Annotated in this window: 14 protein-coding genes and 2 pseudogenes; 11 read left to right on the forward strand and 5 right to left on the reverse strand. The window is 33.4% G+C overall.

Annotated features, from left to right (window positions below; translation table 11 throughout):
- Nucleotides 1-175 precede the first annotated feature (175 nt).
- The 3 genes and pseudogenes from F6K40_RS08170 (at nucleotide 176) to F6K40_RS40700 (ending at nucleotide 1,654) form a co-directional block, all read left to right on the forward strand.
- The gene (locus tag F6K40_RS08170; protein ID WP_293133940.1) at nucleotides 176-517 is read left to right on the forward strand and encodes a class I SAM-dependent methyltransferase; all 342 of its coding nucleotides are present in this window, start codon (nucleotides 176-178) and stop codon (nucleotides 515-517) included.
- A gap of 120 nt (nucleotides 518-637) precedes the next feature.
- Nucleotides 638-1,063 (forward strand): annotated as a pseudogene (locus tag F6K40_RS40695) (DNA-methyltransferase); the annotation flags it as partial.
- Nucleotides 1,064-1,150: 87 nt separating this feature from the next.
- Nucleotides 1,151-1,654, forward strand: a complete 504-nt coding sequence (locus F6K40_RS40700) for a restriction endonuclease (RefSeq protein ID WP_365670686.1) — start codon at nucleotides 1,151-1,153, stop codon at nucleotides 1,652-1,654.
- A gap of 44 nt (nucleotides 1,655-1,698) precedes the next feature.
- On the opposite strand, the gene F6K40_RS08180 is transcribed toward F6K40_RS40700, so the two are convergent.
- The 3 genes from F6K40_RS08180 to F6K40_RS08190 form a co-directional block, all read right to left on the reverse strand.
- Nucleotides 1,699-1,908 (reverse strand): DNA methyltransferase, encoded by a 210-nt coding sequence (locus F6K40_RS08180; protein WP_293133943.1) that lies wholly within the window; start codon nucleotides 1,906-1,908, stop codon nucleotides 1,699-1,701.
- A 163-nt stretch (nucleotides 1,909-2,071) separates the two neighbouring features.
- The gene (locus F6K40_RS08185) at nucleotides 2,072-2,725 is read right to left on the reverse strand and encodes a DNA-methyltransferase (RefSeq protein ID WP_293133946.1); all 654 of its coding nucleotides are present in this window, start codon (nucleotides 2,723-2,725) and stop codon (nucleotides 2,072-2,074) included.
- Nucleotides 2,697-2,924: a hypothetical protein gene (locus F6K40_RS08190; protein ID WP_293133949.1), complete on the reverse strand. Its 228-nt coding sequence runs from the start codon at nucleotides 2,922-2,924 to the stop codon at nucleotides 2,697-2,699. The genes F6K40_RS08185 and F6K40_RS08190 overlap by 29 nt, the downstream gene beginning before the upstream one ends.
- Before the next feature lie 544 nt (nucleotides 2,925-3,468).
- Between F6K40_RS08190 and F6K40_RS08195 the strand changes: the two genes are divergently transcribed.
- The 7 genes from F6K40_RS08195 to F6K40_RS08225 all read left to right on the forward strand — a co-directional run bounded on the left by F6K40_RS08195 (nucleotide 3,469) and on the right by F6K40_RS08225 (nucleotide 11,836).
- Nucleotides 3,469-5,130, forward strand: a complete 1,662-nt coding sequence (locus F6K40_RS08195; RefSeq protein WP_293133952.1) for a DNA methyltransferase — start codon at nucleotides 3,469-3,471, stop codon at nucleotides 5,128-5,130.
- Between the two features lie 805 nt (nucleotides 5,131-5,935).
- Nucleotides 5,936-6,601, forward strand: a complete 666-nt coding sequence (locus F6K40_RS08200; protein WP_293133955.1) for a HipA domain-containing protein — start codon at nucleotides 5,936-5,938, stop codon at nucleotides 6,599-6,601.
- The gene (locus tag F6K40_RS08205; protein WP_293133958.1) at nucleotides 6,598-7,341 is read left to right on the forward strand and encodes an HIRAN domain-containing protein; all 744 of its coding nucleotides are present in this window, start codon (nucleotides 6,598-6,600) and stop codon (nucleotides 7,339-7,341) included. Before F6K40_RS08200 ends, F6K40_RS08205 begins: the two co-directional genes overlap by 4 nt.
- A gap of 170 nt (nucleotides 7,342-7,511) precedes the next feature.
- The gene (locus F6K40_RS08210) at nucleotides 7,512-7,841 is read left to right on the forward strand and encodes an AAA family ATPase (RefSeq protein ID WP_293133961.1); all 330 of its coding nucleotides are present in this window, start codon (nucleotides 7,512-7,514) and stop codon (nucleotides 7,839-7,841) included.
- Nucleotides 7,842-8,148: 307 nt separating this feature from the next.
- Nucleotides 8,149-9,462, forward strand: coding sequence for an AAA family ATPase (locus tag F6K40_RS08215; RefSeq protein ID WP_293133964.1), 1,314 nt, complete (start codon nucleotides 8,149-8,151; stop codon nucleotides 9,460-9,462).
- Nucleotides 9,463-9,821: 359 nt separating this feature from the next.
- Complete coding sequence (locus tag F6K40_RS08220; RefSeq protein WP_293133967.1) at nucleotides 9,822-10,802, forward strand: DUF4435 domain-containing protein; 981 nt, start codon at nucleotides 9,822-9,824, stop codon at nucleotides 10,800-10,802.
- Nucleotides 10,803-11,638: 836 nt separating this feature from the next.
- The gene (locus F6K40_RS08225) at nucleotides 11,639-11,836 is read left to right on the forward strand and encodes a hypothetical protein (protein WP_293133970.1); all 198 of its coding nucleotides are present in this window, start codon (nucleotides 11,639-11,641) and stop codon (nucleotides 11,834-11,836) included.
- A 104-nt stretch (nucleotides 11,837-11,940) separates the two neighbouring features.
- Here the strand turns inward: F6K40_RS08225 and F6K40_RS08230 are convergent, their stop codons facing one another.
- Nucleotides 11,941-12,279, reverse strand: coding sequence for a P-II family nitrogen regulator (locus tag F6K40_RS08230; RefSeq protein WP_293133973.1), 339 nt, complete (start codon nucleotides 12,277-12,279; stop codon nucleotides 11,941-11,943).
- Nucleotides 12,280-12,555: 276 nt separating this feature from the next.
- On the opposite strand from F6K40_RS08230, the gene ilvB reads away from it, so the two are divergent.
- A complete protein-coding gene (gene ilvB, locus F6K40_RS08235) occupies nucleotides 12,556-14,394 on the forward strand; it encodes a biosynthetic-type acetolactate synthase large subunit (RefSeq protein ID WP_293133976.1) in 1,839 nt (612 codons plus the stop codon).
- Nucleotides 14,395-15,636: 1,242 nt separating this feature from the next.
- Here the strand turns inward: ilvB and F6K40_RS08240 are convergent.
- Nucleotides 15,637-15,908 (reverse strand): annotated as a pseudogene (locus F6K40_RS08240) (hydroxylamine reductase); the annotation flags it as partial.
- Nucleotides 15,909-15,960 lie beyond the last annotated feature (52 nt).

Here is a 15,960-nt window from a genome sequence, read left to right on the forward strand (position 1 = left end):
TTTTTTATTACTTTAGTTATTGTCTAATTTTATAGTCAGGAATTACGCAAAATATCGAATAACCATCTGTAAAGGGCAAATGCAATTCGCCCCTACAAGGTAACTTTGCGCAAGTTATGATAGTATAACATTTATTATTGGTAATATGTGATTTATAGAGAGGGCAATTATTCAAGTGGTAAACCAACTTTTTTATGGTGATAATTTAGAGGTTTTACGCAGACATATTAAAGATGAATCTGTAGATTTATGTTATATAGACCCGCCGTTTAATTCTAAGCGTAATTATAATCAAATTTATAATAATATTGGTGGGGAAGATAGGGCGCAAGCACAAGCTTTTATTGATACTTGGACTTGGGATGATTTTGCTAATCAAGGGTTGGTAGAAATTATGGAAAATTACCAAGGTAAATTTACTTCTCAAAGTATTGATTTGATCGTAGGTTTAACAAAAGTTTTAGGCAAAGATAGTTTACTTGCTTATTTGATTTGTATGACTCTACGAGTAGCATAAATTTATCAAGTTTTAAAACCAATAGGTAGTTTTTATCTCCATTGCGACCCGACAGCGAGTCACTATTTAAAATGAGTATTAGATGCAGTTTTTTGCCCTCAAGGTGGAGATTTTCAAAATGAAATTATTTGGTGCTATAAATTAGGAGGTAGACCTCGAAATGGTTTTCCTAAAAAACATGATGTAATTTTTTTATATACTAAAAGCAAAGATTTTAAATTTTTTAGTGATGCTATTCGAGTTCCTTATGAAAGTGATGGAGGTTATGTTAAAAGTGGAAGAAAAATTGTTAAGGGAAAAGAATATAAAATTAATCCCTTGGGGAAAGTCCCTGAAGATTGGTGGTTTATTTCTGCTTTAAATAGACAATCTAAAGAACGCCTTGGTTATCCTACACAAAAACCGGAGGTTTTATTAGAACGTATTATTAAAGCTAGTAGCGATCAAGGAGATGTAATTTTAGATGCTTATTGTGGTTGTGGAACTACTGTTGCGGTTTCACAACGTCTGGATCGAAAATGGATAGGAATTGATATTACTTATCAGAGTATTAGTTTAATTCTCAAACGTCTTGAAGATACTTTTGGTGAAGGTGTTTTAGTAGAAATAGAATTAAATGGTATTCCTAAAGATATGAATTCAGCTATAGCATTAGCTAATAAAAAAGATGACCGTACTCGCAAAGAATTTGAAAAATGGGCTATCCTTACTTACACAAATAACCGCGCCATAGTTAATGAAAAAAAAGGTGCAGATAGAGGTATTGATGGTGTGGTTTATTTTCAAGGAGATAAAGACGAACCTGAGAAAATTATTTTGCAGGTAAAATCTGGAAATATTAAATCTGGAGATATTCGTGACTTGCAAGGAACTATAACTTTAGAAGGAGCAGCTATGGGGATTTTTATTACTTTAAAAGACCCAACTAAAGCAATGATAAAAACTGCTAAAACAGCAGGAATCTACCAAAGTAAATTTATGAGTCAAAGTCTGGATAAAATTTCAATAGTAACCATCGAAGAAATTTTAGAAGATAAAAAACGATTAGATATTAAGCTGAGTTATGAAGTTTTGAAGTCCGCAGAAAAACAAAAAGAAACTCAAGGTAATCAGTTGAAATTTAACTTAGATATTTAGGAATTTGAAAATTAATCAAAAACAGGATTAAGAAGAGCAAAGAATTAACATTCAACATAATCATTATTGTGATGATAATCTAAATTTCCTTCACTTAACCTCTCAATAATTACATCACAATTTTGGATTTCTATACCAATCCAATTTCGATTATTTGCTTCACAAACTGCATAAGTTGTACCACTTCCACCAAATGGATCGATAATTAAATCTCCTGGTAAACTAGACATGAAAATAACTATTTTTAATACCAATTTTTAACAATAACGTTACCAAACTATAATTGTATAAAACCGGGAATAGCAGGGCTTTAGGAAAAAATTGGTTAAAAATAAGGTTTTAACCTTATACAGTAATGTTTTTACATAAAATTAACCATTTTTTGATATATCTAGGTTTCAGTTATTTTGAACCTCTTCAAGTATTTCTTTTGCTACTACTAGCTTTGAAGCAGTTTTCGGTGTTAAAAATCTCAAAGTACCGATGGGAAATAGGTAACAGATATTCGTAGTCAACATTTTTGAGGTACTGATAACTGATAACTGATAACTGATAACTGAAATTAGGAGTTCTAATTTTTCTAAATACTTTTGGCTTACCTTTAGAATAATATAAAAGACTGTAATGACTGGGATAAAGTCTACCAGATATTGGCATTCCAACTTTCAAATTAATAGTTATCCAATGGCGAAAAGTTAAACCACAATTTATCAGATGAGAGCCTAATAATATATTCCATTTAGGCAAGTTATAAATGAATAAACTACCACCAGGTTTAAGGATGCGACAACATTCATTTATCCAAGCAAAACACCAGTTCAAATATTCACTATCTGCCAGAGAGTCATTAGATTTATTGCCATAATTTTTGCCTAGATTAAAAGGAGGATCTGCAAAAATTACATCAGCAATTTCATCTTTGATATTCGGTAAAATTTTCAGGCAGTCTGCCTCAAATAAAATACCTTGACTTGAACTAAAACATGGTTCAATTTCTCTGGGATTTTCAAAGTATTTTTCCCAGGAAAATTTACTTAGGTTATTAAAGTTTAAAGAAAGTTGTTTTGCCATCTAGATTAAAAGGAGGATCTGCAAAAATTACATCAGCAATTTCATCTTTGATATTCGGTAAAATTTTCAGGCAGTCTGCCTCAAATAAAATACCTTGACTTGAACTAAAATATGGTTCAATTTTTCTGGCATTTTCAAAGTATTTTTCCCAGGAAAATTTACTTAGGTTATTAAAGTTTAAAGAAAGTTGTTTTGCCATTTTATAATACAAAAGTAAGTAGGCATTCAGCGGTTAGCTATCAGCTAAGGAAGAAGGAAGAAGGCAAAAATTGATTTTAATAGCAAATACATAACTTTTAACTTCTCTGTTTTATCAAGTTTTATCTTAAGAAAGATGTTTATAAAGCATTGTTTTAAGAGCAGAGTTTTATTGCTGAGAGCTGACAGCTAATAGCTGAATGCTCTTACAAAAGTAGGGGTAGGTTGATAACCTCCCCTAGACAAGTTTAATGCTTTAACAGGCGCACAGTATCTCAACTATGCCATAACTTCCCGTGCAGTTCGGGACACCTCATCTATTTATTTATAGTAATATAAGGTACTGTCAAATTCAGTAAATATTAAAAAAAATAATACTTAGCCTAGAAAAAATCATCTTGCTTATTATAGTAAATGCTATGAATATGAAGTTGCGATCGCGCTAACTTTGTATAGTTATATTCTATTTATATCAACTTTAAGAAAAGAAGCTATTAGTCTCTTATTTCATTCTATTTAAAATCAGATTAAGGAAAATTATTCAGATGGTAAATAAACTTTTTTACGGTGATAATTTAGAGGTTTTACGCAGATATATTAAAGATGAATCTGTGGATTTATGTTATCTAGACCCGCCGTTTAATTCTCAGCGTAATTATTATCAAATTTATAATAATATTGGTCGGGAAGATAGGGCACAAGCACAAGCTTTTATTGATACTTGGAGTTGGAATAATTTTGCCAATCAAGGGTTAGCAGAAATCCTGGAAAATTATCAAGGTAAATTTACTTCTCAAAGTATTGATTTAATCGCAGGTTTAACAAAAGTTTTAGGCAAAGATAGTTTACTTGCTTATTTGATTAGTATGACTTTACGAATAGCAGAAATTTATCGAGTCTTAAAACCAACAGGTAGTTTTTATCTTCATTGCGACCCTACAGCTAGTCATTATTTAAAATTAGTTTTAGATAGTATTTTTTGTAGTCAAGGAGGATATTTTTTGAATGAAATAACATGGAAAAGAAATTTTACTAAAAAAGGTTCGCAGTATCAAATGCAGCGTTTTGCAAATAATTGCGACATTATATTTTTTTACAGTAAATCAGATTGCTACTTTTTTGAGACTCCCAAGACTAAATTAAGTCGCCAAGAGCTTGAAAAAAAATATAATAAAATTGATGAAAAAGGCAGAAGATATAAATCAGAACCGGTTGAGTTGCCTGCAATGATGGCTAGAGAAAATTTACGTTACGAATATAAAGGTTATTTACCTGTTTATGGATGGATGATGAATCGGGAGAAACTGGAAGAATTAGATCGACAAGGAAAGTTATATTTTACTAGGAATGGAAAGCCAAGAAGAAAAAATTTCCTGGAAGATTATGAGGGATCGGAAGTAGATAACCTCTGGATAGATATTATGCCATTAGGACAAAAACAGTCAGAGATATTAGGTTATCCCACCCAAAAACCAGAGGCGTTATTAGAACGTATTATTAAAGCTAGCAGCAATGAAGGAGACGTGGTTTTAGATGCTTATTGCGGTTGTGGAACTACGGTTGCCGTCGCCCAAAAATTAGGTCGTCACTGGATAGGAATTGATATTACTTATCAGAGTATTAGTTTAATTATTAAACGTCTTGAAGATAGTTTTGGTCAAGGTTTTTTAGAACAAATAGAATTAAATGGTATTCCTAAAGATATGGATTCAGCTATAGTATTAGCTAATAAAAAAGACGACCGGACTTGCAAAGAATTTGAAAAATGGGCGTTACTTACTTACACAAATAACCGCGCCATAATTAATCAAAAAAAAGGTGCAGATAGAGGTATTGATGGTGTGGTTTATTTTCAAGGAAATCAAGACGAATCTGAGAAAGTTATTTTGCAGGTAAAATCTGGAAATATTAAATCTGGAGATATTCGTGATTTGCAAGGAACTCTAACTTTAGAAGGAGCAGCTATGGGTATTTTTATTACTCTAAAAGCGCCAACTAAGGCAATGATAAAAACTGCTAAAGCAGTAGGAATCTACCAAAGTAAATTTATGAGTCAAAGTATGGATAAAATTTCCATAGTAACTATCCAAGAAATTTTAAAAGAGAAAAAACGATTAGATATTAAGCTGAGTTATGAAGTTTTGAAGTCCGCAGAAAAACAAAAAGAAACTCAAGGTAATCAGTTGAAATTTGATTTAGATATTTAGGGATTTAATGTATGAATATGAAATTCCTATCTCTAACTCCTAAACAAAATTTTCATAGCAGAAAATTCAGGCGATCGCTCTCTCTATTAAAACTGAACAACAGAAGTTAATTTAGATTAAAAATTAATATAGCAATATGAAATTATTTCTGAAAAAAACTGTAGGGATTTGGTCTCCAAACCCCAGGGAGTTTTCATTCTCCACCCCAAAATTTAGGGCTAGGGAGCTAAAAACTTTTCATAATAAGCTATCGCACTATTTTTTCTAATATTAGATATTTTCAGAGAAAAAAAAGATCAAACTGCCTTCAATTTAGAGTTTAGATGAGTGCCGAATTTGATAATGAAAATTCTCTTCTCCAAACCAAGCGCCAAAATGGGATTTGGAAACCAAACCCCTACGGTTAACGAAGTTAGAAGTCAGAAGTCAGAAGTTATTTTTGTAACGGGAATTAGAGCAAGGCTCCAAAAATATTTCGCCTTAAAAGGCGGGGTTTTAGAGCCAATTATTTTGATAAAATATGACAACCTATTGAGGATTTATATAGTTACTAATGTGCGATTTATTTGACATTATTGAAGTTCCAGAAGATTCAATCTTATAAACTGAACAACTTGGAACTAAGGATAAATTTTGGTATCGCGAGGATGAACTTAATTATCTATATAAAAAAGCTAGATATAATACAGGGGAAGCTTGGTCAGAAAAAATAGCATCAGAATTATGTGAATTACTTAAACTGCCTCATGCACATTATGAATTAGCAATTTGGAAAGGCTATTTAGGCACAATTTCACCTTCCTTTTTGCCACAAAATAAGACTCTTATTCTTGGCAACAAAATTTTAGTAAAAATAGACGAAAGTTATCCCGAATTTAGTTCTAATAATTATAAAGTTTCCGAACATACTCTTGATATTGTCGTTGAAGCGATCGCTAATAATTCTATCAATTTACCTTTAAACTGGAAACCTCCTGAAGGTATTGAAACAGCAATAGAAACTTTTGTTGGTTACTTATTATTAGATGCTTGGATAGGTAACACTGATAGACATCACGAAAATTGGGGATTTATTGTCAATAATTTAGTAAATTTAGAAGCAAATTTAGCTCCAACATTTGACCACGCATCTAGTCTCGGTAGAGAATTATTAGACTCCAAAAAACAGAATCAAATCAATAATAAAATTGTCAAAAATTATGCAGCTAAATCCAGGTCAGCAATTTATGATAAAATAGGAGATAAGAAAGCTATGTTGACACTAGATGTATTTGAAAAAGCAGCACAAAAATATCCCCAAGCTGCTCTAATTTGGCTCCAAAATTTAGCCAATATATCAGCAGAGGATACATTGTCTTTATTTGAACGAATACCTAAAAATTATATCTCTGAAATTTCTATTGAATTTGCCCAAACAATTCTGACAATTAATCAAAATAGACTTTTACAAATAAGAGAAAATTTGCAATGAAAAAATTATTCTTAGCTTGGCAAGATTCCGTTACTCGTGCTTGGTTTCCTGTCGGTTCTTTAACTTATGAAAATAATTGGTATGAGTTTGTTTACCTTAGAGGTGCAGAAGAAGCTAAAAAATTTTGTTTTTCTGGTATTTGGTCTTTAAATGAATTTGATAAAGTTTATCGCTCTCAGGAATTATTGCCTGTATTTTCTCATAGAATTATGAAGAGAACTAGACCAGATTATCCAGATTTTATTAGCTGGCAAAATCTCTCAGAAACAGAAGATAATCCGATGGTTTTATTGTCTCGTAGCGGAGGTAAAAAAGTAACAGATAATTATGAGGTTTTTCCTTTTCCAGAACAAGATAAAAATGGTGTTTATTATCTATATTTTTTTACTCATGGTTTGCGATATGTGGCATCTGAAACTATTGACAGAATCAAAAAATTAGAGGTAGGAGAAACTTTGTATTTAATGGACGATGCGCAAAACGATTATGACTCAAATGCTTTAATGCTACGCACGAAAGATTTTTACCTTTTAGGTTTTTGCCCTCGATATTTATTAAATGATGTTTTTCCCTTAGTGAAAAAGTATCCTGATTCAGTTCAAGTAACATTAGATAGAGTTAATTTACCACCAGCACCGTTACAAATGAGATTGCTTTGTCACTTAACAGTAAAACATGATGATTTTCAACCTTTTTCTAGTGAAATGTATGAATCTTTAGCTGTACCAATTTTTAGTTAAATTTAAGTTAGCTTTGCTGTATCAACAATTAATAATTAACAATTAATAATTAATAATTACCTCTTCTTATGAAGCTTTATACCTTTATTTTTCGGTAAGATAAAGATATATATTTAAGATTCGGCAAAATAAGTAGAATAAATGCAACTTGCAACAGGAGTAATAACAATATGTCTATATATATAAAGCACCTTGAAGCTAAAGGAATTTATGGAATTTTTGATATAAATTTAGATTTTCATCAAGGAGTTAATGTTTTATTTGCTAAAAATGGCAAAGGGAAAACTACTTTGCTACATATTATTGCTAATTTACTGAATGAAGACTATGAAAGATCTGCCTTTATTGATTTTGATTATATTAATCTGAGGATGAGTAATGAAAGTCAAGTCGAGTTCAAAAGTAATATAAATGATGAGGAGATTATATTATCTTTGAATGGAGGAGCAGAAAAAAAATTCCATTTCCATTCGAAAGAACTAAAGAATATACTTCTATAGAATCTTTAGAAAATGCTCCTATAGCAAAGTATTTTTACCAGAAACATTTACTTAGGTTATTAAAGTTTAAAGAAAGTTGTTTTGCCATTAATACTAATTAAAAAAAGAATGCTATAAAACTGAGCAGTTCTAAATTGATACTTAGAAGCTGATCTAATCAGTTTAGGACATCTCATATATTTATTATAATGCACAATAAATCAGGACTTACCTACCAAAATAAGAAACCGGGTTTATTGCCCTTTCATCTTTGATATTCAGTAAAATCAATAAAAGGAATGTAACCTGCAACAGGAGTAATAACAATATGTCTGTATATATAAAGCACCTTGAAGCTAAAGGAATTTATGGAATTTTTGATATAAATTTAGATTTTCATCAAGGAGTTAATGTTTTATTTGCTAAAAATGGCAAAGGGAAGACTACTTTGCTACATATTATTGCTAATTTACTGAATGAAGATTATGAAAGATTTGCCTTTATTGATTTTGATTATATTAATTTGATGATGAGCGATGAAAGTCAAGTCGAGTTAAAAAAGAATAGAAATGATGAGGAAATTATATTATCTTTGAATGGAGTAGAAGAAAAAAAAATTCCATTTAAAGGAACTAAAGAATATATTTCTAGAGAGCTTTTACAAAGGATATCTATCTTTGCAGAAGCTATACCAAAGATGTTGAAAAGTGATAATATTCCAAATCAATCGTCAGAACAAAAATTAGCAACTTCTACAAAACAAAAATTAATAATAGCTTATTTTCCAGCTTTTAGAAGTATGATAGAAACTTGGGCATCAACACAAGCAGAAATTTCTGATGAAGAAAAGCAACAACTAAAAACACATTTTGCACGCCAAATTTTTGGAGACTTTGTGCCCTTACTTAACTATCCATCTGTTATTGAAATAGAGGAAGTATCAAACCTAGAAATTTTTCAAGCTTTTTATCAACTAAACCAAGCACAAAAAAAATATTTAGGAAACGTTCTACCTCAAATATTTAATGCTCTTTCTAATGCCAAAAATTCAAAACCTGTAGAAGAAGACTCAAATTCAATTTTAGAAGAAATCAAACAACTGAGTAACGATCTAAAGTTTCAAATGCCTGAAGATATCCGCACTGCTGTCGAATCATTTCAAGCTGATGAAGAATCTAAAGATGCTGCTGTAAGAATTTTAATTACCTACAGAGAAGCACTGCAAAAAATATCTGATGAACAGAAAACTTATTTTCAGAATATTGAGAAATATCTAGCTGCTGTTAACTCATTTTTAGACAGTAAAAAAATAGAAATTATCTTAAAAAAATTACCAATTTTAGGCATCAATTTTCAGAATGGTATGGCTCCTCTTCCTGGAATAAGTCAAGCATTATCATCAGGAGAACGTCAAATTTTAACGATGATATATGCCGCGTCTCAGATGAGCGAACAAGAAATAGTTTTAATTGATGAACCTGAAATTTCTCTTCATGTAGATTGGCAACGTAAATTATTAGAAAAAATCTCTCAACAGTTAGGTAATAAACAAATTATTGCTTGTACTCATTCTCCAGTAGTAGGAGCTGACTATGAAGATGAAATAATAATACTTGAGCCTCAAATAACTCAAAATTCTTAAATATAGCAATCAGGAATCAGACGTGAGAAAAAAAATCTGACAAATTTTTCAGGATTGTTATAGTTTCTACCTATGAAGATGAAATAATAATACTTGAGCCTCAAATAATTCAAAATTATTAAATATAGCAATCAGGAATCAGACGTGAGAAAAAAATCTGACAAATTTTTCAGGATTGTTATAGTTTCTACCTATGAAGATGAAATAATAATACTTGAACCTCAAATAATTCAAAATTATTAAATATAGCAATCAGGAATCAGACGTGAGAAAAAAAAATCTGACAAATTTTTCAGGATTGTTATAGTTTCTACAACAATATTAGATGAGTAAAATTAAAAAGAAGAGGAATCATAATAATGGCAAAAAGCAGTCCGAAATATACTCCAAAAGAGTATCGAATCTACTTGAACAATAGTAGTCAAAAACATATTTTAGTTGAAGGCAAAAATGATAAATATTTTCTAGAAAGAATGCTTTCTTATTTAGCAAATGAAATAGATAAACCAGAACTAACCGAACAGGTTGTTGTAGATTCAGCAGCATCTTTAATTGAATCTGAATCAGGAACAGGTAGTAATAAAGAAAAAGTTGAGGAAATTGCCAATAGTGTAGTTGATAAACCTTACAGTCAGAGATTTATTGCTTTCATAGATCGGGAGTTGTATTTATTTGATTGGGATTATGAACAAACTCAAATACTCCAAGACAATTTTCCCCGACATAATATAGAAAAACGAATTATCAGAACACGAGGACATTCATTAGAAAACTATTTATTTGAAGTCGATATAGTCAGTAATTTTTTTAACCTAAATACAACAATACCTAATCCCCAAATAGCCACAAATTTATTTAAACAAATTTTTAAGTCGGTAATATATTCAGCTTGTACTATTGGTTTAGCTGCTACTAAAAGTAGCCTATTACAAAAAATAGAATCAGGTATTTTGTGGAGAAATTTCATTGAATTAACTTCTGGGGAAATAAATTTTTTGTTAGAAGATTGGTTAGACTTCTTGATTGATAAACGTAGTGTATCTAATAGCAAAATTTCAGAAATTAAGCACAATTATAAAACTTATATTCAACTGATTAATCAAACATCTTTTGAGATTGTGAGATGGCTATCTCATGGTCATATTGGTTATGATTTTTTGAAAGAAGCATATATTAAATGTGTTATGCAAATTAGCAAAGAAGCCGAGAGTAATGTTAACTGGGCAAAAAAAGATAAGATGTTGCAGCAGTTGATTAATTATTGCGTTGAGGAAATATTAAGTAATGACAGGATGTATTTTCAAGAAATATTTGAAATGTTAGATTTATCGCGAGATTAGATTAATTAAATTGAGGGTAATTCTTTAAAAGAGGTAGTAGAGGAAAAAATTGATATTTATGCGCAATAGTTGATTTTATTTGTGATTTTGGGAGAAGTCTATTCAATACATTTGCTCTTAGAGTCTCGGAAAAATTTGTCTTGCTTATCATAAGTAAATGTATGAATATGAAGTTGTAGTAGCTAAGTTATGAACAAAATTTTTATCCTAAAAAATTAGGCGATCGCTCTGTTTACCAAAACTTAACAACAGAAGTTAATTGAGATTAAAAATTAATAGCTACTAACGTGGAATTTATTTAATCAGGACTAAAGCCATGCAAACCCAGAAACCCGGTTTCTCTTAGAAGTTTACTGTTCAAAACAACGATTTATCCTAGAAACCGGGTTTCTTTGCGTAAGTCCTATTAATATTATTCAAGTTCTAAAAGATGCTAACGAGGAAGAGGAACTTATAACTGATAAAAAGGTGTTAGGTATTAGGCATGAAAAGAATTAATCTTTCAATTACCGTTTTACTAAAAAAGCGCTCCCGCATCAAAAGCGCTCCCGCGTCAAAAGCCTAAAACCCAGACAAAGCAGGATTTTTCCTTCTGCCTCCCCCCAACCACAAGCTATCCCTTATAAGGAACTCTTGAAACCCTTGTGGGAGGATGGGGAGGATGGGGAGGAGGGGGAGGAAGAATTCTGTCTACATTCATAAAAAAGTGTGTTTTTAAATACACTTTTCTCCTGAAAAAGCCGATTCAAGACTTAAACATAACTTGTCTATGTTGTCAAGTTTTATGTTAAGAAAAATGTTTATAAAGCATAGCTTTCAAAGGCAGGGTCAATTTATTGTCATGCCTAGAAAAAAGTAGGAGAGGGTGGTCCGTGTGGTCCGTGTGGGAGAAAAGTCCGTGTGGGAGAAAAGTCCGCTTTTATTCATGCAGCGGCTTTACTTCGAGACCTCATCCTCCTCATCCTCCTCATCCTCCCCATCCTCCCCATCCTCCCCACCCTTTCCCTAAATATTCTCTGGCGACAAAGAATTAGCCCTGCCTTTCAAAGGGGGGTAGGGGGGATACATAAGTGCCTTTTGCTATAACAGGTGACGAACTACCTACCACCTAACAAATAAGATTAAACTTCCCCCAGAACTAGATTGCCTCTATATTACTTTCCCCAGTCCGAATTCGGACAATTTTATCTACAGGAGAAATGAAAATCTTACCATCGCCGATCTCACCTGTACGGGAAGCACTAATAATCTTCTCAACAACCATATCCACCTGGTTATCCTCAATTACAATCTCAATCTTGAGCTTCTGCAAAAACTCAACCGTATACTCAGAACCCCGATATCTTTCAGTTTGCCCCTTCTGTCGCCCAAACCCTCTGACTTCAGAAACAGTCATACCTACGATACCAGCATTAACCAGAGCAATTTTCACCTCGTCTAATTTAAAAGGCCGAATAATAGCTTCTACTTTTTTCAAGTTATTTACTCCTTACACTATAATTTTTAAGTCTACTTGTTTATCAGGATGCCATCCTTTAATATCACTGCCCAGTGGGCCTTGTTTGTCAATAAATATACATTTATCCAGAAGGCTTTTGAATAGGCTCTCAAAATATTAAAAATACCAAAAAAATTATATACAAAATCTTAAACTTTTCTAGAATTTATCTCAAAAAGACCTTTTATTCAGTCACATTTTCAAGTAAGATTATAGATTTAATTATAAATAATCGTATCTAGAGAGGAACTACCAGTGCAGTTACAAACTAAAGTAACCATTAAACAAGCCACCGGCGCCTTTGCACTAATGGATAGTCTGAAACGTCATGGAGTCAAACACATATTTGGCTATCCAGGCGGTGCTATTTTGCCAATCTACGACGAACTTTACCGAGTAGAAGCAGCAGGAGACTTACAACACATCCTAGTCCGACACGAACAAGGAGCTGCCCATGCTGCCGATGGATATGCCCGTGCTACTGGTAAAGTAGGTGTATGCTTTGCCACTTCAGGTCCAGGAGCAACAAACCTAGTAACAGGTATTGCTACTGCTCAGATGGACTCAATTCCCATGGTCATAGTTACAGGGCAAGTAGGCCGACCAATGATTGGCACTGATGCCTTCCAAGAAACGGACATTTATGGTATAACCCTACCAATAGTCAAACATTCTTATGTGGTTCGAGACCCAAGGGATATGGCCAGAATTGTTGCTGAAGCATTCCATATTGCTAGTACAGGTCGTCCCGGGCCAGTATTGATTGACGTACCCAAAGACGTAGGATTAGAAGAATTTGAGTATGAACCAGTGGAACGTGGTTCTATCAGACTACCTGGATATCGTCCTACTACTAAAGGCAATCCTCGTCAGATTAATCAAGCAATTAATTTAATCCGAGAAGCACGTCGCCCTTTATTGTATGTAGGGGGTGGTGCTGTTTCTGCTGATGCTCATGCAGAACTTCAAGAATTAGCTGAATATTTTAATATTCCTGTTACTACTACTTTGATGGGTAAAGGTGCTTTTAACGAACATCATCCCCTGTCAGTGGGAATGTTGGGAATGCACGGTACTGCTTATGCTAACTTTGCTGTGAGTGAGTGTGATTTGTTAATTGCTGTTGGTGCCCGTTTTGATGATCGAGTAACAGGAAAGTTAGATGAATTTGCTTCTAACGCCAAAGTAATTCATATTGATATCGATCCGGCAGAAGTAGGTAAAAACCGGACTCCTGATGTTCCGATCGTGGGAGATGTACGTCAAGTTTTGATCGATTTGCTACATCGTTGTCGGGAGATCGGTGAGTCAGTTAATTCCAATCAAATTCAATCTTGGTTAGACCGAATTAATCGTTGGAAACAAGATTATCCATTAGTCGCCCCCGAATATCCAGATAGTATCTCACCTCAAGAGGTGATTAATGAAGTTGGCAAAATGGCTCCAGATGCTTACTATACTACTGATGTTGGTCAGCATCAAATGTGGGCAGCTCAATTTCTGAAAAATGGTCCTCGGCAATGGATTTCTAGTGCAGGTTTGGGCACGATGGGTTATGGAATGCCTGCTGCTATGGGTGTGAAGGTGGCGTTGCCAAACCGAGAGGTGATTTGTATTGCTGGTGATGCTAGTATTCAGATGAATATTCAGGAGTTAGGTACTCTGGCACATTATGGTATTAATGTCAAAACTGTAATTATTAATAATGGTTGGCAGGGTATGGTGCGTCAGTGGCAGCAGGCATTTTTTGGCGAGCGTTATTCTTCTTCTAATATGGAAGTGGGAATGCCAGATTTTGTTAAGTTGGCAGAAGCTTATGGAGTGAAGGGGATAATGATTTCTCGTCGGGATGAGTTGAAAGAGGCGATCGCTGAAATGTTAGCTTATGACGGACCTGTTTTAATGGATGTTCATGTGACTAAGGATGAAAATTGTTATCCAATGGTTGCTCCTGGTAAGAGTAATGCTCAAATGGTGGGGTTGCCTATTCGCAAACAGCTTGAGCAAGCTGTGGAGTCAATTACTTGTAGCAATTGTGGATACGAAAGTGTTGCTACTAATAATTTATGCCCTGAATGTGGTACTAAATTTTAACTTCCCTGGCGGGAAGTCCTGCGCTCTCCATCCCCCCTAACCCCCCTGCTTGGAAAGGGTGGAGGGGAGCAGAGGGAGGGGAAAGCCAGGGTCAACGGTCAGATACCTCCCTCTGCTAAACGTTCTGCTCCCCTTGACTTTCGAGGAGGTATTTTATGACAATACTTATGATTGATCGTAAGTTCAACGAACACAGGGGGAGGACATCACCTCTGTCATGCGCAGCGGTCAGGGTTTCTATGGCGCTCAGAATCCCGCATTGTCCATCCCCCCTAACCCCACGAGTGAAAGGGGGGAATAGAAGGGCAACGTCGGGAGTATGTCAATTGATTGACAAAATCTCCTACAGAGGAAGTCAGGAGTAGGGGAGATGGGGATATTTTTTAACTTTCTCTTGTATTCCTTCTCCCTAGTTCTTGAATCTTACAGCGCTTTTCAGTTGAGTAGACCACTAAATTCATTTCAACTGAAAAGCGCTGTAATATCCCTTTAATGAGATAGTTTAATAATGTTGTTTTGCCAGTTCCTTTTGCTCCTAAAACAGCAAGTTTTTTACCCTTCAGTTCAATTAAAATATGTTGCCATTCAAGTGCTCCGTATGCTCCTGCTGCACCAGCAAAAACTGCTCCAATAATTAATGCTATAGTAATAGGGTCTATAGTATAAAGTTAGCTTCAAAAAAATTCCCTCTATTGAGTTGAACTCAAATTAGCCAGAATATCTTTTATCAATGTTGTTTCATCGCAATAGTAGTAATTACACAATACTCAGTAATAAAATAGCCTCAAATATATACAAATAGATTTAAATTCAAAAAAGTATAAATACTTGAAAACTCAGAGTCTTTCTGCGGAATGTTACACAAACATCTACTTTTATAGCTTCAAAAGTAATTCGCCTATCTAGACTAATCTTTCCCAAAAAATGCTACCCAAACAGAATTTTTTTTTGCCATAATAATCTCTAATATCATGTTCGGATAATCAGTTATAAAAAACCTTTTCCCTTTCAACCTTTCTTTTCCTTCTGCCTTCTGCCTTCTGCCTTCCTTCCTCCTAAGTGTAAGTATTCAACCGAACATGATATAAGTACCAATAGTACACTACTAATTTAAGCAGATATTGCTTGATGACAAATCCACCTTTACATATTATACTAATTTTCCATTTGCTCAATGTCAATATTTCAAGAATAGTGGGACTGGTTCAAAAATAGCAAATGGTTTCTATAACCTAATTCATTTCAACTACCACCCAAACAAACTGTTAAATCTTCATCTGGAGTAGCGATCGCTTGTAAATTATATTTCTCCTGCAACACCTCAAACACATTGGGTTAAATAAAAGTAGGCAAAGTCAGTCCTAACCGAATATCTTTAAAATTCCCAAATACAACAAAGTCAAAAAAATTGCCACCGTCTTTTGCTCATACCAAGACAAAATCATTGACAACGACAACTCATTTACACCCACATCAAAAGCTTTTGCCAAACCCAAAGCAATTTGAATTATTGATTATAAAATCTCAACAAAAATATGCTTTTTTATATTCCATACTTCCCTTCCA

This window comes from Okeania sp. SIO3I5 (assembly GCF_010672085.1).
GTDB lineage: Bacteria > Cyanobacteriota > Cyanobacteriia > Cyanobacteriales > Microcoleaceae > Trichodesmium.

Bases quoted from the DNA above. Each gene is read 5' to 3' on its own strand.
- F6K40_RS08195 (WP_293133952.1), top strand. From the start codon at position 3,469: ATGGTAAATAAACTTTTTTACGGTGATAATTTAGAGGTTTTACGCAGA.
- F6K40_RS08205 (WP_293133958.1), top strand. From the start codon at position 6,598: ATGAAAAAATTATTCTTAGCTTGGCAAGATTCCGTTACTCGTGCTTGG.
- F6K40_RS08190 (WP_293133949.1), bottom strand. From the start codon at position 2,924: ATGGCAAAACAACTTTCTTTAAACTTTAATAACCTAAGTAAATTTTCC.
- F6K40_RS08220 (WP_293133967.1), top strand. From the start codon at position 9,822: ATGGCAAAAAGCAGTCCGAAATATACTCCAAAAGAGTATCGAATCTAC.
- F6K40_RS40700 (WP_365670686.1), top strand. From the start codon at position 1,151: ATGAATTCAGCTATAGCATTAGCTAATAAAAAAGATGACCGTACTCGC.
- F6K40_RS08185 (WP_293133946.1), bottom strand. From the start codon at position 2,725: ATGGCAAAACAACTTTCTTTAAACTTTAATAACCTAAGTAAATTTTCC.
- F6K40_RS08210 (WP_293133961.1), top strand. From the start codon at position 7,512: ATGTCTATATATATAAAGCACCTTGAAGCTAAAGGAATTTATGGAATT.
- F6K40_RS08215 (WP_293133964.1), top strand. From the start codon at position 8,149: ATGTCTGTATATATAAAGCACCTTGAAGCTAAAGGAATTTATGGAATT.